Below are 18738 nucleotides of genomic sequence, written 5' to 3'. Positions count from 1 at the left end.
CAACGAGGATGAGGTGAGCATGGGAAGATTGGCTGACTCTTTTTTCGAAGGCATGGATACTTTCCTTGCCTGGATCAGTACTTCATTAAAGCAAACCAGCGAGTCTTATATTGACCTGGAAACAGCCGATAGCAATACGGTTCTAGTCAATCACGATGGTACCTTACTTTCCATTATCAAAATACACGGGATCATGGCTTTGGCTGGTCCCGAAGAATTTGAGCGGTTAGTTGAAGGATTAAATAATGCTTTTCGGGGTGCAATGTCTCGGACAGGTCATGCTTTTCAAGTTTATTTCAGTCATGAAAAGCAGAGTATTCGAAAAAAAATTGAAGATATTTATGCCCCCGCGTTTGCAACAGCAGAAAAACTCGAATTGGATTTATCGGATTTATTTAAAGAACGAGTCAATTATTTATCCGGCTATTGCGCCGATGAAAGCGTATATTTCACCCTCTATACTCGGCCAATTAACTTAACCGGAGAACAGCTTAAAGCAGCCAACAAAGCAAAATTAAAAATGCTGCGTGAAACGAAAGCACCGCCTTTTAGAAATACACAAACAATTTATGCAGCGATCCCTGAATTGCGTGATACGCATGACGCATTTGTGCGAGCCATCATGCATGATTTCGAAAGCCTCAATATATCGGCAACCTTGTTAAATGTTCATGATGCAGTGAAAAGCATCCGTATCTCAGCCGATCCTGATTTTACATCAGACGACTGGCAGGCATCACTTCCGGGAGATAAATGTCGCGCACGTGAGCTCAATGGTTTTGATGGTGATCCGTCCGATCTATTATGGCCCTCATTAGCCAAACAAGTGTTGCCTCGTGATGCTGAGATTAAAGATATGCGCACGGTTAGAGTGGGCGATAAAATTTATTCAACAATCTATATCGATTTGTTCCCCAAAGATGTCAGGCCGTTTATCAATTTATTTTCACGGATCTTACCGTCACACATCCCTTGGAAAATGGCTTTCCTTGTCGAAAGCGAAGGATTGAATACCGTCAAATTAAAGGGGTTACTCTCTGCGATTTTAAGTTTTTCATCGGCGCAAAATCGATTAATCAGTGATTCTGTGAATTTATTAAAGTACCTTGAGTTAAATACGGATGAAGCGGTTGTTCGTTTGCGCGTGGTTGCTTCTACTTGGGCACCTGAGAACGACCTGTCTTTGTTAAGAAGACGAAGTTCGGAATTAGTAAAAGCTATCCAAGGTTGGGGATCTACCGATGTTTCAGAGATGTGTGGGGACCCATTTGAAGGTTTTGTGTCGAATATGCTTGCTGCAACCGTTAGCAGTAGTGCAGTTCCATCGGTAGCGCCGCTCACCGATGTAATCAGCATGTTGCCTATTACTCGCCCTGCATCGCCTTGGCGGACAGGCGCATTATTATTTCGCTCACCGGATGGCAAACCATGGCCATTTCAACCGGGTTCGACACGTCAAACCACATGGATTGATTTGGTTTATGCTAGACCGGGTTCGGGTAAATCTGTTTTATCAAGTGCACAAAATCTTGCGCTATGCCTAAATGGCGGGTTGAGCCGCTTGCCTCGGATTGCCATTATTGATATTGGACCGTCTAGTAGTGGTTTAATTTCGTTATTAAAAGAGGCATTGCCGAAATCCAAACGCCATTTAGTTGCTTATCATCGATTACGCATGGCGAAAGAATATAGTATTAACCCCTTTGATACACAGTTAGGTTGTCGGTATCCAACTGCTCTTGAGCGCTCCTTTTTAGTAAATTTTTTAACGTTATTAACCACCCCTTTGGGCGCTGCCAAGCCATACGACGGGATGGCCGATTTGGCAGGTATGGTGGTGGATGAATTATATAAGAGCCTTGCTGATGAATTTAATCCAACCCCCTATACCACGGGTGTTGAAGAAATGTTGGATGGCATATTGGAAGAGATTGGCTTTGTCAAAGATTCAAAATCAACTTGGTGGGAAGTGACAGACGCTTTATTCTTAGCTGGGTTCGCGCATGAAGCGATGCTGGCGCAACGATATGCCATGCCTTTGCTGGCGGATGCTGCTTCAATCTGTCGAACACCTTCAATTGAAGACCTTTATGAAAAAGTAACAACTCCGACAGGTGAATCGTTAATTAGTGCGTTTTCACGCATGGTTTCCTCCGCGGTTCGGGAGTATCCCATTTTATCGAGGATTACGAGTTTCGATATCGGTGATGCCCGTGTTGTTTCTTTAGATTTAGATGAAGTGGCTAAATCCGGTGGTGATGCAGCGGATAGACAAACCGCTGTTATGTATATGTTAGCGCGCTATGTTTTGGCAAGGCACTTCTACCTCACTGAGGAAAGCATGGGTAGTGTTGTTCCAGAAGAATACAAAGAATATCATGATGAGCGTATTCAAGAAATTCGAGAAGATCCGAAACGGATTGTTTATGATGAATTTCACCGAACAGCTAAATCATCAGCGGTTAGAGAACAAGTAATTATCGATATGCGTGAAGGGCGTAAATGGAAAGTGCAAATTGCGTTGCTTTCCCAGTCGGTTGATGATTTTGATCCGGTGATGATTGAGTTTGCGACTGCGATCTATGTGATGGATGCAGGCCCCTCCCAAGCAGTTGAGAAAACCACTCAGATTTTTGGCTTATCGCCTACCTCGAAAACGGCACTTAGAACGAGGGTGCATGGTCCCCGAGAAGGAGGAGCAACCTTTTTAGTGCAATATGCCACCAAAGAAGGCATAAACATGCAGTTACTGACCTTAACTTTGGGGCCAATTGAGCTATGGGCATTTAGCACAACGGCTGAAGATGCCTTATTAAGGAATCGATTGTATAAGCATTTAGGCCCAGCTGAAACGAGACGAGTCCTCGCTAACTTTTTCCCTGGTGGATCAGCCGCTAAAGAGGTTGAGAATCGATTAATCAGTAAGCGGGAAGCGAGCGGTTTGATTGAGGAAGAGGTTAAGGAAGGGGTCATTGATGAGTTAATCAACGACATTATCAGCGTTTATACGAAAGATCCTAATGCGAAGGTATTGCCAGTAAGGAATGCTTAAATTCAAGGGAAAGTCCGGAAGATAAGTGGGTGAATTAAGTTGGAGATGTTCCCAAATTATCAACTAATGGAATGTGGACACGCCCTAGAATGTAGGAAAGTCGATGGAAAGAATAAAAATTGTATTCATCACAGAATCTGAACCATTTTATATGGCGGACGCTTTCCGCTATTTTTTTAGCCATGACGTAGGCGCTATTGATATTAAAAGTGCTTTTATATTGAATTATTTTCACGTTGGTTATACGGGCGCAAATCGCATTAACTATCTGGATGTGCTAAGGGCATTTGGTCCTATTAACTTCTTCAAAGCCCTTGTGCGTATCTTAAAAGGACGATTCAGCGCGGATAAACAAGTTTCCAATATATTTATAAATCAAGGCATTCCAGTATTTAATGGGTTGGAAGATATTAATGCAGAAGATGTGGTAAAAAAAATCCAAACTTACCAACCTGATTATATTGTAGCAGTTGGAGTGAATTCACTATTTAATAAAAAGTTGCTGCATGCATCGCGTTTTGGCTGTATTAACCTACACTCTGGCATTAAACCCGAGCATCGAGGACGCGCTTCGATATTTTGGGCATTAGCGGATGGTTGTGCAGAAACGGGTGTTACCGTTCATAAAATCGAGGAAGGGGTGGATACTGGCAATGTGATTGCAACCAGGCATTATACAATCAGCGAACGTAGTTTAGATAAAGTTTTATTAGATATCCGAATGCTTGGGATGGATGCATTGCTAGAGTCGTTAAATAAAATAGTGCATCATCAAGAAATTGCGGGTGGGCAGCGGATAGATTCTTCTTGTAAGCCAAGACCCTACCCCAATCTAGACGATTTAAAAATGTTTGTAAAAAATGGGAATCGATTATTTTAAAATTGTTGTTGAACTAACGCTTCCATCGGGTTTTATAAATTGTATCGTGTTGGCGTTAATTTGCTTTACCCGGTGGCAGCGAAAATCCTTTTTCCCTGCAGAAGACAGTTGACGGCAATAGGTGTTATTTTTGACATACCAGCGGCCTTGCCAATATTTCATTTTCGATAAATAGCGAGTATATCCTTGAATGGTCCCGTTTTTTGACCACTTCGCTTCGCCTTGGAATTTAATGGGACCGTAATTCCCATAAAACGACATATCACGGCCTGCAATTAATTGTCGAATTTCTTGGGAATTGAGGAATTTTGAGCCTGCAAAGCTTGCCTGTATGTATCCAACAGATAACAGAAAAATGAGATAGTATAAATAGCGCTTCATACTTACAACTTAGATAAGCACTCAGGAAATATCAAGTTGAACGTCGAGGATAGCCGGATATTGGGGCCACTCGCTGACTTAATTAAACAACAAATCTTCAAGTTCAAACTGATCTAATATGCTGGGTGTTAGTGGGTTGATTAAGGAATTACTTGTTAAAATATAGCGACCGGAGTAGCCATTGACATTCAAATCAACCAATAGTTGATGAGGGCGTTCTGGGTCAGCAGTAATTGATAGGTTGCGTAACATGTGCAATAAAGCCCATGGCCCATGAGCCTCCAGTTCAAACTGCTTCCCTTCGATGGTTTTGATTCGAATGGCCGTTTGATTGAATGGCCAGGTAAATTGGCGATCATTGTTTTCACCAGTATCATCGTTTGTGTCTTTGAATTTGCGTTCATCCATGACAATTTCTAATCGCTCAATGGTTGGGTCTAAGGCAATTTTTTGAAGTTCAAATTTGACATTAGTCACAGTCTCTTTTTCAAAAAACATCGTGCTTATGATATTTGCTTGGATAAACTGTTTAATAACAGTATCTTTAAAGGGCATCCGATATCCATTCACTTCTTTAACTTGCCATTCAGCAGCATCCGTTTGTAGAAATGGTTTGATATGATTTTCGGTAAATTGAGCTAAGCGCCCCTGTTTTGCGAAAAATGCATTGAAATCATTAAGATTAATATCAAACTCCCCTTTCTCATCAATCGGAAAGCGGTGCGCTAATTTTTGTTGGTAATAGAGTGCTATTTCTTGCTGCCACAACTGGTTTAACTTCTCTTGAGAATCTTTCAACATATGGTACCAAGTTTCGTCCGCATAGAGTTTGGTCCAAGATTTTAAAGGTTCAGGTAATCGTTGGCTGTGCGTATAGACAACGCTTAGTGGATCGACATTGTCTGGTTGCTTAAACCGTGCTTTGGTTAAGTTAAACACCATGGATTGTCGGTCTTCCAATAAATTGATTTGGTTGGTAAATTGACCTAACTCACCAATACTCTGATCCACTTGGGCCACTGCTGATTGACTAATGAGATTAATATTAGAAAATTCAGAAGGCACATAGCGATTAAAATATTCACCGTATTCACTTGCAACAGGACTTGTTTGTAATTGGATGAACTGCATAAATCGTGAAAACGATTGATTTTGGTGAATTTGTTTGGTTATTTGTTCGATGTCTTGAAATGAATTTGGCGTTCGAGGATGGGATTTCTCAATGAAGTGTTTCCACCAATCTCGGTATGCGTAACAATAGGACTTTTCAATCATACCCGCTAATTCGGGGTTAGGGGTTTTATCTAATACCCAACTATCTTTGTTAATAGCCTGCGCAATTCCAACCAGTTTAGGTTTTAAACTTTCAAACCCAGCTTTAGAAAAATAGATGGGCAAGTCTGCCGTCGACAGATTAAAGCCCGGCATTTCGATATGTTGTTTCTGATTGGGGAAAAAATCTTTAGCCAGCATATAGTAGAAGTAGGGTTCGGGTAACGCATTAAGGTAGTTTTGAGTGTCTTTGACGATTTGCTGGTCTATGGAAATTGGCTGGTAGGGTGGTCGAAGGGCATTTCGCATTAGTGCCATTTGCTTATTTTGTTCAGCAACATCAAGGTGTTGCCATCGTTGCTTAAACCAATTAATCACTGTTTCTTCATCAAAGTGTTGTTTAGATCCAAGCATCAAATAGACTTTTAGTGCCGTGAATTTGTCGCTAACGGGACTTGATGATGATTGCATAACTTGTTTTAACTTGTCTAAAGAGATTGGTAAAAACTGTTGGTGCAAAGCATGGGTCGTCTTTTGCGATAATTGTTGTTCTAATTTATGCAATGATTTGGGATAGAATAAAGAGTGGGGTAGTTGCTCAATTTCATTGCTCGCTTGGGTTAAATGAAACAACGCAGCATTTAAATCATTCGTTTGGCTAAGATAGCTTTCATGGGTAATCAGTAAGTCACTGATATAATCTAATTCACGATTAGCTTTAAACCCTTGCTTGATGCCATATAACGCTGCTAAGACGAAGAGTATACTTGCAGCGGTCCCAAAAATTTTGATTTGTCTTTGATAGGGAATTTCAGAGCTTAGGCGGTGTCTTTTCAAAATATGAGTCAGCGTCGCTTGCACAAAATAGGGTTTGTAATTGGTTGCAAGGTTATGATGATCGGGCAAGGCTAGGCTGTATTCCCGTTTTATCCGTTTATTTAGCGGGTCGAAACTTGCTCCTTGTTGTATGGAGCTGACGAAATATAAACCCACAACGGGTAAGTTTGTTTGCGACATGGCTTTGATACAGTAGGACACGGCGCGATGGTAAGCACTAAATTGCTGGGGAAACTCACGAATGAGCTGACGTTTAATCGTTGAGCGACTGAAATGGAGTTTGTCGATGACCATGTGCTGAATATGGGCGGTTAATTGAAATAGCTTTTGCCCAATCTGCTTTTCTGTCTTATCGGGGTGAAAATCGAAAGATAACCCGAAAAGGTCGAGGTTATCATTCCCCACCAATGTTTGGGCAAAAAAATCACAAAATCCGGTGATACCATCTGCATGGGTGATGATAAGGTGGCAGGGGATTGACTTGTTTAAGCTTTGGCTCACCCAGTTTGACAGATGAATGTGCGTTTGCAAGCGCTCATTGACTGAAAACCCATCTTCACCGACTAACTCTTGCAGATTGATGCAGATGAGTATGGATTGGATAGGAACAAGTGTATGACAACGATTGATTAGGTGGATTTGTTTTTGTAGCGGTAAGGTATTATCCATTAACCAAGACTCGCTTAGTAATAAGACTACCTGATTAGCTTGATAATAAATTTTAGCCTCTTGACATGAGAATTCGTCATACGATTGAAAATCACTTTGCGACAAAAAGGTATTCTTTCCCTGCCTATCCTTCCCAATTAACAAAGCAAAGTGAACTTGTTTATATTGATGATATAGTTGCTTAAATAAGCGTTTTAACGCATTGTGCAGTTGTTTTTGATTAGGATGCATCATGGGGCACCCATTGAGCTTTAACGATAGGACTAAAGGCCAGGTTCTCAACTTTATGGTTTAAATGAGTATGACAAAAATAGAAAGTAGAGGCTAAAACCGCTGCGCTAAGACCCACAGCAATTGGCAGAGGCCTGTTAGACATCATGGGTTTATCATTTGTTTGGTGAGAATGTTTGCCTAGCGACTTTTGATGGCCTCGGTGTTGCCGAATCAGCTGGTACAAGGATTCACATAAATTATCGATTTGTTGCCTAGAATCAACCTGATCGTGAAACTTTCCTTCAAAACCGGCTAATAAACAAAAATAAGCGATTTCAATGATATCCAAATACTGGCTCGGCTGATGTTGAATTTTATCGACAACACGGAAAAACTGGCTACTAGGTGGTTCTTCCCCACGACCAATGGGACTAAACGCATGGAAGCTGACGGGTTGATGAAAAATACGGTAATAGTTCCTGGCAATGAGCTCATCGATTGTTGCTGTTAAAAGATAATACGCAATCGAATGGTTGGCATTTTCTTGGTTTTTTTCTTGGATGCGGCTTTGATATGCTTGAAGTTCATACCTAAAATCTTCCCTTAATTGTGCAATGGGGGGAAGCGTATAGCTCAACGCTAATCGATCGAGTAGTGAAAATAGGGGCGAGGCAGCCGCCAATAATGGGTTGCTGGAATAAGGAGCAGTATATAAGCGCGAGCGAAAATAGCTTACCGGAATTTGGGTATTTTCGGATGTTTGTTGCGTATTTTGATACGGCTTATTCAGCTTAGTGCTGGGCAAGTGCCCCATGGCTCGGTTACCTTTTTTTAACTAATAAATATATTACGTGAACTTACCCTGACTGTCGATAGCTGACAGGGTTCTCCTCTCTGTACTGGTTTCACCCACAAAACCAATACGCACCCGTGAGCATGCCCGTGCCCGTGCCCGGTTTTTAATGGGCAAAGCTCCCCATTTTTCGGTGGGCTGCTTCAAGCTCAAAGTTTATATTTAATTCTCTAAATCTGGACAAGGGCACGGGCTCGTATTAGTTCAGTGCTTTTATCCTTTACAGATAGTTCTCCTTCAACGGATCAAAATAGGAATTCATCCGGTTTGATAATGCAAATATAGCGCGGATCACGAAATGCCATTAGCCCCTAGCTTTTTAACCTTGCATGGGTATAATAAAATCAAATAGTGAGCGTTTGATACGATTGAGGGATTATGCAGAAGAATCAATATTTTCCACACCTGTTTGAACCATTGGATTTAGGTTATACAACCCTGAAGAATAGGGTCTTGATGGGCTCGATGCACACGGGATTAGAGGAGGATAAGCCCGATTTAAATCGGTTAGCTGCTTTTTACCAACGGCGAGCACAAGGGGGCGTTGGCCTAATTGTTACGGGTGGGTTTGCTCCCAATCGAGCCGGTCGATTGGCACCTTTTGCAGCGAAGTTATCAAACCAAAGCGAAATGAAAAAACATGCGGGTATGACAGATGTCATCCATGCGTCAGATGGTAAAGTCGTCTTGCAAATTTTACACGCTGGACGCTATGGTTATCATCCTTTTGTGGTGGCACCAAGCCGCATTAAATCCCCTATCTCCCCCTTTACGCCTTGGTCGTTAAGTTCACGAGGCGTTGCGAAGACCATTCACCATTTTGCCAGGTGTGCAAAGCTTGCCCAACAGGCAGGTTATGATGGGGTAGAAGTGATGGGCAGTGAAGGTTATTTAATTAACCAATTTATAGTCGCTCATACCAATCAGCGGAAAGACCAATGGGGTGGGGACTTTAGCAAGCGTATGCAATTTCCCGTAGCCGTAGTAAAAGCCATTCGCGAAGAAGTGGGGGAGAAATTTATTATTATCTACCGCCTTTCTATGTTGGATTTAATAAAAGACGGTAGTAGTTGGGAGGAAGTCATTGAATTAGCGAAAGCCATTGAGAAAGCAGGTGCCTCCATCATTAACACCGGTATTGGTTGGCATGAAGCGCGTATACCAACTATTGCATCGATGGTTCCGCCAGCCGGGTTTTCATCCGTCACCCAACGCATACGCCCTCATCTTGCTATTCCAGTGATTGCGTCCAACCGCATAAACACGCCCACAATCGCTGAATCCGTTCTGGCACAAGGGCATGCTGATATGGTTTCAATGGCACGCCCATTTTTAGCGGATCCCGAATTTGTCCAAAAAGCTGAGCAAGGGGATGAGCGTTCTATTAATGTTTGCATTGCTTGTAATCAAGCTTGTCTTGATCAGGTTTTTTCGCATAAAGAAGCAAGTTGTTTAGTCAATCCAATTGCAGCGCGTGAAACGGAGTGGCAGATTGAACCTGCCACTCAACCCAAAACAGTTGCTGTGGTTGGCGCAGGGCCGGCAGGGATGTCATGTGCATTACTTGCTGCCCAAAGAGGCCACCAAGTCACCCTTTTTGAGCGGAGTGACAAGCTTGGCGGGCAATTCAATTTAGCCAAAGTGATTCCTGGGAAAGAAGATTATGCGCACACCATTGCCTATTTTGATCACCAGCTTCGTGTGCATAACGTCCGAGTGATTCTAAACCATGATGCAGACATTTCTGATCTGCGGCCTTTTGATGAAATTGTGTTGGCAACGGGAATTTCTGCTCGAAAGCCATCCATCCCGGGAATCGATCATCCCAGTGTGATAACTTATATTGAGCTGCTGGAAGGGGCACGAAAACCTGGCAAAACAGTGGCGTTAATTGGGGCGGGCGGCATTGGTGTGGATGTGGCAACTTATTTAACCCACCAAGGGGAAAAGCAAGGCGATTATTTCCAAGAATGGGGCATTGATACCCAATTATCCCATCGTGGCGGACTGACGACACCCGAAGTCCAAGCCTCTCCTTATTCGGTAACCATTTTGCAGCGCAAAAAGGAAAGCATTGGCAAAAACTTAGGCAAGACAACCGGTTGGATTCATCGATTAACGTTACGCCACAAACATGTCCAAATGATATCGGGCGCTAGTTATGAGCGCATTGACGATCAGGGCTTGCATATTCTCGTTGATGATAAGCCTCAAGTCATCGCTGCAGATACCATTGTCGTTTGTGCTGGGCAACTGCCTTTGACGGCTTTATACCAACCCTTGCTGCAAGAAGGTAAGTCTGTCCATTTGATTGGTGGCGCTTTTAAAGCACTCGGGCTGGATGCAAAATTTGCTATTAACCAAGCCACTACCCTCGCTGCAAAACTATGAGGTCCATTTCTGTCATTATTAACCCGGCTGCCGGTGGTGGGCGGGGGCAAAAAGTATGGCAGGTATTACATCCGGGATTAAAAGCATTATCCGATAAAATAACCTATCGTATGACGAATTATACCGATGACTTAGTGAAGTTAGTCCGGGGATTATTAGCGGATGAGCCCGACTATTTTATCGTCATTGGAGGCGATGGCACTTTAAGTCATGCGGTTAATGGATTTATCGACAACGATCGATTTCTGAGTAAACGAACCCAGTTTGCTTATTTTAATGCGGGGTGTGGCGGCGATTTTGCTCGCCAGTTTGGATCTCAGCATGTCACGGAATTCCTCAATCACCTCACTCACAATCAAGGTGTGGCCTGCAATATTGGTAAAATCAGCTATGCCAATAATAAAACCCGCTATTTTATCAACATCGCAAGCTGTGGATTATCTGCCCAAGTGATTAAATATTCGTCTGCAACAAGCTGGCTAAAAAAGCTAGGCGGAGGCGTTAACTATTTTATTCATAGCCTTCAAGGGATATTAACCTACCAAAGCACCCCTGTTACCATCCAATTTGATGAGCACCCCCCATTTGAAGGGGATATGTTGCTCATGGCGGTTTGTAATGGTCAATACTTTGGCGGAAATATGCATGTCGCGCCGATGGCAAATTTGAATGATGGGCTTCTCGATGTGGTCATTTTCCATGATTTCACCAAATTACAGGCGTTGTGGAAGTTGCGTAAAATCTATAGTGGCCGCCACCTCTTGGAGAAAAAGGTCAAGTTTGTACAGGCTAAAACAGTGTCGATTGAAGGACAACTTGAGCAACCCCTGTTTATCGAGGCAGATGGCGAATTGGTTGGGCAATTGCCTGCTACGTTTTCATTACTACCACAGACCTTGTCAGTCGTTGTATAATATACCCATTCATCGAACGCACCGAATCTGACAATGCATTTTAAAATTATTTCAATCCAATCGATTATTCCTAACCCTAACCAACCTCGAAAACATTTCGACTTAGAGCGTTTACAAGAACTTGCCAACTCCATCGAAAGCCAAGGTCTGATTGAGCCTTTAATAGTCAGACCCGAAGCTGAGGATAAGTATGGTCTAGTGGCGGGGGAGCGAAGATGGCGCGCTGCACAAATGGTTGGTTTAACCAATGTGCCTTGTGTCGTTGTTGGTTACGATGATCAACAAGCAGCAGCTGTCTCCTTAATTGAAAATATTCAAAGAGCGGACTTAACCCTCATCGAAGAAGCTGAAGGATACCAGCAACTTCAACGTCAATTTAATTTTCAACAAGAAGATATCGCTAAAATCGTCGGCAAGTCTAGAAGCCACATCACCAATTTGTTGCGCTTGTTGACGCTTGATTCGACCGTCCAAGCTTGGGTAGCAAGTCAAAAATTGAGCTTTGGTCATGCACGAACCCTGGTTGGGTTGAGTAAAGCAGAGCAACGCCGATTTGGCCTGTTAGCGCAACAAAGACATTGGTCTGTCCGACAAATGGAAAGTCAGATAAAAGAACATAAACAGATGGAGCAATCGCCAAATACCCCTGAAGATGCCGATATTAAACGCTTAGAAGTTCATCTATCGGAGCATTTAGGAACGCCCGTTGTATGTCAACCAAACGATGAGCAAGGTGGCTGGTTAAAAATAAAATACTACGACCATGACACCTTAGCGGGCATTTTGTCAAAATTGGGTGTTGATACGGAATCTCTTTGTTAAGCACTGGTAATTTGAAAAACTACCCGGTATACTGATGCCAAAATTGGACACTAAGGTAGCTTAGTATGGGCAGCATCTTCAATGTTTTTGGACCTTCCCCAATCAAGCCATTAGAACATCACATGCAACGTGTGCACCAATGCGCTGAGCAACTCTATCCGTTTTTTGAGGCGGTATTAAGAAAAGATTGGGAAACGGCGGCTAAGATTCAAGAAAAAATTAACCAATTAGAGCAAGAAGCTGATTCCATTAAGCGCGATTTACGCCTCCACTTACCAACCGGGTTATTCCTACCAGTGTCTCGAACCGATTTATTAGAACTGCTGACAGCGCAAGACAAGATAGCCAACAAAGCCCAGCATATTGCAGGCCTCACGTTGGCTCGTAAAATGGTCATTCCCGAGTCCATTCAAGAAGATTTTATGCCATTTTTAGGGCGCTGTATCGATGCATCAAAACAAGCCTGTAAAGCAATAAATGAACTCGATGAGCTTTTAGAAACGGGTTTTCGTGGTCGAGAGGTAACTATCGTTGAAGATATGATTACTGAGCTACAGCAAATTGAAAAAGAAAGTGATGTCAAACTTGCTTCTATCCGCCATCAGATATTTGAAATGGAAAACTCGCTATCGCCGGTGGATATTATTTTCTTATATAAAATGTTGGAATGGATTGATGACTTAGCTGACCGCGCACAAACTGTCGGTGGTCGTTTACAAATATTAATTGCCCGGTAATACGCTGATGGAAATTTCATTCTTATATTTAGTGGGGGCGGTCGTTCTTTGTTTTCTAATGACATGGGGCGTAGGCGCCAATGACTTGGCCAATGTCATGAGCACCACCATGGGTTCCAAAGCAATTACCGTGCGAAAAGCAATCATTATTGCAGTTATCTTTGAGTTTCTTGGCGCATTTTTTGGAGGTAGTGGTGTCACCGAAACGATGCGTGATCGAATTATCAACACTTCTGAACTGGTCGATCAGCCACTTATCTTGATTGAAGGCATGTTAAGTGTCCTTTTAGCCTGTACTGTTTGGATGAACTTAGCCTCCTTTCTCGGACTTCCTGTTTCAATTACCAATGCCCTTGTTGGCTCTATGGTTGGATTTGGTGCGATAGTATTAGGAACCTCGTCAATTCATTGGGATCAAGTTGGGCATATTGCCATTGGCTGGGTCACATCGCCTGTGATCGCGGGAGTTGTCGGTTATTTGCTATTTATCACCATTCAGCTAGCCATTTTTGTTAAATCCGACCCGTTAGCGCGAGCAAAGAAATATTTACCCTATTATTTATTCCTCGTTGGTATCGTTTTATCCTATATTACCGTCTTTAAAGGGCTAGACCATTTTGGTATCCATTTATCTATTCGGCAAGATATTGCTGTCACCCTGTTTTCAAGTGTCCTATTAACTTGGGTAGGGATGACGATTGTCCGACGATTACCTGAGCCCCAGCACATGAGTCGTCATACGCGCTTTGAGCAAGTTGAAAAGTACTTTGCCGTATTGATGGGATTAACTGCTTGTGCAATGGTATTTGCACATGGTGCTAACGATGTATCTCTAGCAGTTGGTCCGCTGAGTATTGTGTATAGCTTAAGCGTTAACTCCGGCAATTTTGTGGCGGAAAATTACCCTTCATGGATAACGTTGATAGGCTGTATTGGCGTTATCACCGGTTTTTTAATGTATGGTCGACGAGTCATTGAAACCGTCGGCAGTTCCATCACCGCATTAACACCTAGCCGTGCATTTGCTGCCACATTGGCCGCTGCAACCACCGTCGTTGTTGCAACGAGTACGGGCATCCCAGTTTCTGCAACACAAACGCTGGTAGGCGCGGTTTTGGGCGTTGGCTTAGCCAGAGGTATTGGTGCATTAAATCTCATCGTTATCCGCAATATATTCACCTCGTGGGTGTTAACATTACCCGCCGCCTCGATATTATCGATTATTGCCTATAAATTGCTTCATTTTATTTTGACCCATCTTTAAGTTAGCTTTTAATTAGGGAACGTCCCTAGTACTTTTTGGCAATTATGATAGCTCGAGTGGGCGCAGGGTAGCCTTCTATGGTTTTATGAGGATTTTCTGGGTCAAGAAAATCGGTGAGGGACTGGTAGGTCATCCATTCCGTTGCGCGCTGTTCTTCTATGCTGGTTTGCGTGACATCAATGCAATGGACATGGGAAAAGCCGGCTTTTTCTATCCAACTGGTTAATGCATCAACCGAAGGAATAAACCACACATTCGGCATGCAAGCATAGCGATCGTTGGGGACCAATACCGTTTGCTTATCGCCGGGGACGATTAAGGTTTCTAGGATCATTTCCCCGTTTGGTTTTAATAAGTCTCGGATAGTGTAAAGATGATCGATGGGTGATTTACGATGATAGAAGACGCCCATTGAAAACACCGAATCAAAAACAGGCATCGGGTTCGGTAAATGCTCAATGCCAATCGGTAAAAAATAAACCGGAACTTCCCCGACAAAGTGTTTTATCGCTAAAAATTGATGCCAAAACAGTTGCGAGGGGTCGATACCAACGACTAATTGTGCATTTTCACCCAGCATACGCCAGGTGTGATAACCATTGCCACAGCCGATATCTAGGACTGTTTTACCGGATAAATTTAGGTGTGGTCTAATTCGCTGCCATTTCCAATCGGAACGCCATTCACAGTCTACAGTTAGTCCATGGAGGTGAAAGGGGCCTTTTCGCCAAGGGTGTAGCTGCATTAATTGGCTTTTTAATTGTTGCTGCTGTTCTTCACTAAGAGGCGATGATTGACTGACAGAAACGGAATTGGCTAAGTCGATGTTATCTGCGGGCAACCTCGGCAGTGATTGGATAATATGAAACCACTGATCCATATGACCATGCTGGTATTGGTCAAATCGCTTTTCAAGTCCATCTTGTATAGCAGGATGGTAGTTTGATAAAGACGAGTCCGCTGTTTTTATAAAAAAATCGGTTAATGCGGGATGTTGGTTGAAACCTAGCATGACTTTATTTGACAGCAATAAATGACGCAAAATTAAGATTTTGATACCACTGACTAATATGAGCAAAGCCAGCTTGCTGCATTCGATTCACATGGCAGCTCGGTGTGTCAGGAATCATGACATTCTCAAGGGCGGTGCGCTTTTGACTGATTTCCAGATCACTATAACCATTATTTCGTTTAAATTGATGATGAGCATTAATTAACAAGGCATTGATGTGCTTGTCTTCCAGAGTCAGTTTTTCTGACATAAACAGCAAACCTCCTGGCTTTAACCCTTGATATATGCGGTTTATGATCGCTTGCCTTTCCTCGGGCTTAATAAATTGCAGGGTAAAGTTGAGCGTGACAATGGCTGCTTGTTCAATGGTAATATCTTGCAGATCACAACAATGGAATTCAACGGGCGTTATGAAATTAAAGGATAACACATGGTTTTGACATCGTTGGATCATGGCTGCTGAATTGTCCACAGCAATGATCTTACCGCCTGGGGCATTAATATTTTGGCGCATGGCTAAGGTAGCCGCCCCCAATGAACATCCTAAATCATAATAGTTTGAGTTTTCCTGGCAGAACAAGGTTGTGAATAGGCCGAGCTGCTTGAGAATAGTTCGGTATCCAGGAATGGAGCGTTGGATCATGTCTGAAAAAACGGATGCCACTTTTTCATCAAATGAAAAGTCAGCAATTACCTGTTGAGGTTGGGCGTAAACGGTATCCGCGCTCGATGTTGGAAAAGTCATTGGTATAAAACAGCTCGTTAAAATTTATCCCAAATGGCGCGATCGCCATCGGCTATATCGGCATTATCACGCAGTTTTGCAATGCGCTGATGCTTGGCAATTTCCCTTTTTTGAGATTCGGATAGTTTATGGGTTTTATCAAACCCATGAAACATTTTGTCATAAGGGCTAACGTAGAATTTGTCGATATCAATCGTATTATTCATTGGATGCACTCAAATATTACAATAATTACGCTAATTTTAACAGGTTAGCGACGTACGTCAATGTTTGAGTTGAATGGTTAATTTGCTAGCCTGTTTACGCCATCTCTTCGAGTTTTTTACGTAATTTGATCATGGCATTTTTCTCTAGCTGGCGGACACGTTCAGCAGAGACGCCATATTTAGCTGCTAAATCATGCAGTGTTAGTTTCTTCTCAGTTAACCAACGTTGCTTGAGAATATCTTGGGCGCGATCGTCAAGACTTTCCATGGCATAGACTAAGTTTTCATGATTGCGCTCTTCAATCGTTTCTTTTTCAATTAGCAGGGCAGGGTCAGAATTAGGGTCTTGTAAATATTGAACCGGTGATAATAATGGTGCATTGGTATCGTCATCAACGGGTTCGTCAAACGCTGCATCACGAGCATTTAAGCGACGCTCCATGCGGGTGACTTCTTTGGGGGATACACCAAGATCATGCGCGATGGCTTTAATTTCTTCAGGAGTAGACCAACCTAAACGGGTCTTCATTTGCCGCAGTTTAAAGAATAATTTACGTTGTGCTTTGGTGGTAGCAATTTTAACAATACGCCAGTTGCGAATAACATACTCATGAATTTCAGCTTTGATCCAGTGTACCGCAAAGGAAACCAAGCGAACCCCCATGGTTGGATCAAACCGTTTCACCGCTTTCATCAAGCCGATATTGCCTTCTTGGATCAGATCATTGAGGGGTAAGCCATAGCCTAAGTAGCCACGAGCAACACGCACAACATAGCGCAAGTGCGCAAGCACTAATTGGCGTGCACTTTCAATGCATCCTTCCGATTGGAAACGCTGGGCATAACCATATTCTTCTTCAGCGCTTAGCATCGGGAATTGATTCACATGGTGAATATAAGCATCTAAGCTACCAATTGGTAGGTTGATTGAAGCTAATTGCAGCTGCTTACTCATGTTTTCCTCCGCAAAACGTGGTGACGGTTTCTTTAATTGGACTTATTATACAATGTATTTTGCAGTATTTGTTAAGACGATTAATAAATTACACTCTATTTACATTATATCAAATATTTTGTCAAGGTTAAAAGGGTATTTGGATCCTGGAATTGGTATTAAATACAACTAAATTATACGTGAACGCAAACGCTCACGTATTTGAAGGAATTCGATCAAGGCTCTGTAATACCGAATAAAAAAACAAAAAAAATAGCATTTTTTTGATTGATCAAAACCTAACCTATACTGGCTTTACCGGCATGAATGATGATGGATAATTCAAGCTGCTCATTTCCGAACTATTGATTTTTTTTCTTAAGTCAGTAACGCTAGAAACGGGGCTGAGGATTATGAAGCGTATTTAATCAACGGTTTGTCCTGGAATTTGTACTTCAAAGGAGTGATAAATGCCTAAAACGATTAATGAACTAATTGAGACTTATGTGAATTCCCGCCATAACATTGATGAGGTTGAAAAAAGTGCTGCCTTGGAAGAAGTTATCCTTTATCGAATGGGTGTCGAGTCAGAAAAAAATCCTTTGATTCGTGATAATCGATTCGCGGAATTAAAAACGGCTTGTGAAACGGATCGAGGTACAAAGCAACCGATTGATGCGATTTTGATGGATGAATGTGAGAAATTAGAGCCGTTACATGATCTTAAGGAATCAATTGTACTTGGGAAAGATGCGATTTTGAAGATGAATGCGTTTTCTAAACAGCAATTAGAATGTCAAACAAAGCATATGCCATTTGTGCTTAAACTGGATATGAATAAAATTGAGCGTATGGATACAGCAGCGTTCAAGTCATTGGTTTACTGCATTCAACAATTTAAACCCGACCTTGCCATTGCCCATTTCTTAGCGCTTGATAAAAATCAAAATGAGACGACGTTAGTTCAAGCACTGCCAGAAGGGCTAAATGTTCACCTCAACGGGATAAAAGCAAATGCACTTATCTTAGAAAGAACCGAACTACTGTTTAAAGCTATCGCAAATGCAAAGTCAGTGAGTTTGACTGATTGTGGTATGGGCAGATGGACACCGTTAGATATTAAAACACTTCTTCAAACCTTACAACAAAACCAAGCGTTGCAATCCCTCGATCTAAGACATAATGGGTTGTGGCAGTGGTCGCAGCATCCTGAGAAAATAGCTTCATTGCATGCGTTGATCCAATTGCCTGGCTTAAAAGACCTCAACCTTAAACAGAATGACTTAGATAAACTGTCGCAAGAGGAAAAGAAAGCATTGAGAAAAGTCATTACAGACGCCTTGGAAAACGGGTTATGCCGCATTCGTGCCCCAAGAACATTGGTGTCGCCGGGTGTAGGCGGTTGTTTCAAATTGGCGTTTTTCAAAACTGGGGAAGGCAATTGCCCTGATCCAGAGAACGCTGGGCAAAATCAAGAGCCAGCTTCAGCGCCACAGTAGCATACGCTGTCAACGCTAGCTAGGCCTGACTTGTAAGTCAGGCCAAGGCCCTGAGGT

General features: G+C 42.5%; 15 protein-coding genes. 8 read left to right on the top strand and 7 right to left on the bottom strand.

Annotation, left to right across the window (positions count from 1 at the left end):
• The first annotated feature begins 19 nt into the window (after positions 1 to 19).
• Together AB3348_RS04410 and AB3348_RS04405 are read left to right on the top strand one after the other, a co-directional pair.
• Entirely contained in the window at positions 20 to 3052 is a 3033-nt protein-coding gene (locus AB3348_RS04410; RefSeq protein WP_367606354.1) for a type IV secretion protein IcmB, read from the top strand.
• A 103-nt stretch (positions 3053 to 3155) separates the two neighbouring features.
• Positions 3156 to 3932: a formyltransferase family protein gene (locus AB3348_RS04405; RefSeq protein ID WP_367606353.1), complete on the top strand. Its 777-nt coding sequence runs from the start codon at positions 3156 to 3158 to the stop codon at positions 3930 to 3932.
• On the opposite strand, the gene AB3348_RS04400 is transcribed toward AB3348_RS04405, so the two are convergent.
• From AB3348_RS04400 to icmH, 3 genes are all read right to left on the bottom strand, one after another.
• Positions 3924 to 4313 (bottom strand): hypothetical protein, encoded by a 390-nt coding sequence (locus AB3348_RS04400; RefSeq protein ID WP_367606352.1) that lies wholly within the window; start codon positions 4311 to 4313, stop codon positions 3924 to 3926. The two genes, AB3348_RS04405 and AB3348_RS04400, sit on opposite strands and share 9 nt — an antisense overlap.
• A 78-nt stretch (positions 4314 to 4391) precedes the next feature.
• Positions 4392 to 7325: an ImcF-related family protein gene (locus AB3348_RS04395; RefSeq protein ID WP_367606351.1), complete on the bottom strand. Its 2934-nt coding sequence runs from the start codon at positions 7323 to 7325 to the stop codon at positions 4392 to 4394.
• Entirely contained in the window at positions 7312 to 8118 is an 807-nt protein-coding gene (icmH, locus tag AB3348_RS04390) for a type IVB secretion system protein IcmH/DotU (protein WP_367606350.1), read from the bottom strand. Before icmH ends, AB3348_RS04395 begins: the two co-directional genes overlap by 14 nt.
• A 417-nt stretch (positions 8119 to 8535) precedes the next feature.
• Here icmH and AB3348_RS04385 point away from each other — a divergent pair, with 417 nt between their 5' ends.
• From AB3348_RS04385 to AB3348_RS04365, 5 genes are all read left to right on the top strand, one after another.
• Positions 8536 to 10548: an FAD-dependent oxidoreductase gene (locus AB3348_RS04385; protein ID WP_367606349.1), complete on the top strand. Its 2013-nt coding sequence runs from the start codon at positions 8536 to 8538 to the stop codon at positions 10546 to 10548.
• On the top strand, positions 10545 to 11462 hold the full coding sequence (locus tag AB3348_RS04380; protein WP_367606348.1) for a diacylglycerol kinase family protein: 918 nt from the start codon (positions 10545 to 10547) through the stop codon (positions 11460 to 11462). The genes AB3348_RS04385 and AB3348_RS04380 overlap by 4 nt, the downstream gene beginning before the upstream one ends.
• A gap of 33 nt (positions 11463 to 11495) precedes the next feature.
• The gene (locus AB3348_RS04375; RefSeq protein ID WP_367606347.1) at positions 11496 to 12284 is read left to right on the top strand and encodes a ParB/RepB/Spo0J family partition protein; all 789 of its coding nucleotides are present in this window, start codon (positions 11496 to 11498) and stop codon (positions 12282 to 12284) included.
• Between the two features lie 65 nt (positions 12285 to 12349).
• Positions 12350 to 13021 carry a TIGR00153 family protein gene (locus AB3348_RS04370; protein WP_367606346.1) on the top strand — a complete coding sequence of 224 codons (672 nt, stop codon included), beginning with the start codon at positions 12350 to 12352 and terminating at the stop codon, positions 13019 to 13021.
• 7 nt (positions 13022 to 13028) lie between these two features.
• On the top strand, positions 13029 to 14285 hold the full coding sequence (locus AB3348_RS04365; RefSeq protein WP_367606345.1) for an inorganic phosphate transporter: 1257 nt from the start codon (positions 13029 to 13031) through the stop codon (positions 14283 to 14285).
• 25 nt (positions 14286 to 14310) lie between these two features.
• On the opposite strand, the gene cmoB is transcribed toward AB3348_RS04365, so the two are convergent.
• The 4 genes from cmoB to rpoH all read right to left on the bottom strand — a co-directional run bounded on the left by cmoB (position 14311) and on the right by rpoH (position 17203).
• Positions 14311 to 15297 (bottom strand): tRNA 5-methoxyuridine(34)/uridine 5-oxyacetic acid(34) synthase CmoB, encoded by a 987-nt coding sequence (gene cmoB, locus AB3348_RS04360; RefSeq protein ID WP_367606344.1) that lies wholly within the window; start codon positions 15295 to 15297, stop codon positions 14311 to 14313.
• A gap of 4 nt (positions 15298 to 15301) precedes the next feature.
• The gene (gene cmoA, locus AB3348_RS04355) at positions 15302 to 16042 is read right to left on the bottom strand and encodes a carboxy-S-adenosyl-L-methionine synthase CmoA (protein WP_367606343.1); all 741 of its coding nucleotides are present in this window, start codon (positions 16040 to 16042) and stop codon (positions 15302 to 15304) included.
• Between the two features lie 17 nt (positions 16043 to 16059).
• Positions 16060 to 16248, bottom strand: a complete 189-nt coding sequence (locus tag AB3348_RS04350; RefSeq protein ID WP_367606342.1) for a CBU_0585 family protein — start codon at positions 16246 to 16248, stop codon at positions 16060 to 16062.
• 94 nt (positions 16249 to 16342) lie between these two features.
• Positions 16343 to 17203: an RNA polymerase sigma factor RpoH gene (gene rpoH, locus AB3348_RS04345; RefSeq protein ID WP_367606341.1), complete on the bottom strand. Its 861-nt coding sequence runs from the start codon at positions 17201 to 17203 to the stop codon at positions 16343 to 16345.
• 449 nt (positions 17204 to 17652) lie between these two features.
• Between rpoH and AB3348_RS04340 the strand changes: the two genes are divergently transcribed.
• Positions 17653 to 18681 (top strand): hypothetical protein, encoded by a 1029-nt coding sequence (locus tag AB3348_RS04340; RefSeq protein WP_367606340.1) that lies wholly within the window; start codon positions 17653 to 17655, stop codon positions 18679 to 18681.
• The last annotated feature ends 57 nt before the right edge of the window (positions 18682 to 18738 follow it).

The organism is Legionella sp. W05-934-2, assembly GCF_964199965.1.
Taxonomy (GTDB): domain Bacteria; phylum Pseudomonadota; class Gammaproteobacteria; order Legionellales; family Legionellaceae; genus JAFIFT01.
This window is presented reverse-complemented; position numbering and strand designations above follow the sequence as displayed.

Excerpts from the sequence above, each read along its gene's own strand:
- AB3348_RS04365 (WP_367606345.1), top strand. The coding sequence starts at position 13,029 with ATGGAAATTTCATTCTTATATTTAGTGGGGGCGGTCGTTCTTTGTTTT.
- AB3348_RS04410 (WP_367606354.1), top strand. The coding sequence starts at position 20 with ATGGGAAGATTGGCTGACTCTTTTTTCGAAGGCATGGATACTTTCCTT.
- rpoH (WP_367606341.1), bottom strand. The coding sequence starts at position 17,203 with ATGAGTAAGCAGCTGCAATTAGCTTCAATCAACCTACCAATTGGTAGC.
- AB3348_RS04395 (WP_367606351.1), bottom strand. The coding sequence starts at position 7,325 with ATGATGCATCCTAATCAAAAACAACTGCACAATGCGTTAAAACGCTTA.
- AB3348_RS04385 (WP_367606349.1), top strand. The coding sequence starts at position 8,536 with ATGCAGAAGAATCAATATTTTCCACACCTGTTTGAACCATTGGATTTA.
- AB3348_RS04405 (WP_367606353.1), top strand. The coding sequence starts at position 3,156 with ATGGAAAGAATAAAAATTGTATTCATCACAGAATCTGAACCATTTTAT.
- icmH (WP_367606350.1), bottom strand. The coding sequence starts at position 8,118 with ATGGGGCACTTGCCCAGCACTAAGCTGAATAAGCCGTATCAAAATACG.
- AB3348_RS04375 (WP_367606347.1), top strand. The coding sequence starts at position 11,496 with ATGCATTTTAAAATTATTTCAATCCAATCGATTATTCCTAACCCTAAC.
- AB3348_RS04400 (WP_367606352.1), bottom strand. The coding sequence starts at position 4,313 with ATGAAGCGCTATTTATACTATCTCATTTTTCTGTTATCTGTTGGATAC.
- AB3348_RS04370 (WP_367606346.1), top strand. The coding sequence starts at position 12,350 with ATGGGCAGCATCTTCAATGTTTTTGGACCTTCCCCAATCAAGCCATTA.
- AB3348_RS04350 (WP_367606342.1), bottom strand. The coding sequence starts at position 16,248 with ATGAATAATACGATTGATATCGACAAATTCTACGTTAGCCCTTATGAC.
- cmoA (WP_367606343.1), bottom strand. The coding sequence starts at position 16,042 with ATGACTTTTCCAACATCGAGCGCGGATACCGTTTACGCCCAACCTCAA.
- AB3348_RS04380 (WP_367606348.1), top strand. The coding sequence starts at position 10,545 with ATGAGGTCCATTTCTGTCATTATTAACCCGGCTGCCGGTGGTGGGCGG.
- cmoB (WP_367606344.1), bottom strand. The coding sequence starts at position 15,297 with ATGCTAGGTTTCAACCAACATCCCGCATTAACCGATTTTTTTATAAAA.
- AB3348_RS04340 (WP_367606340.1), top strand. The coding sequence starts at position 17,653 with ATGCCTAAAACGATTAATGAACTAATTGAGACTTATGTGAATTCCCGC.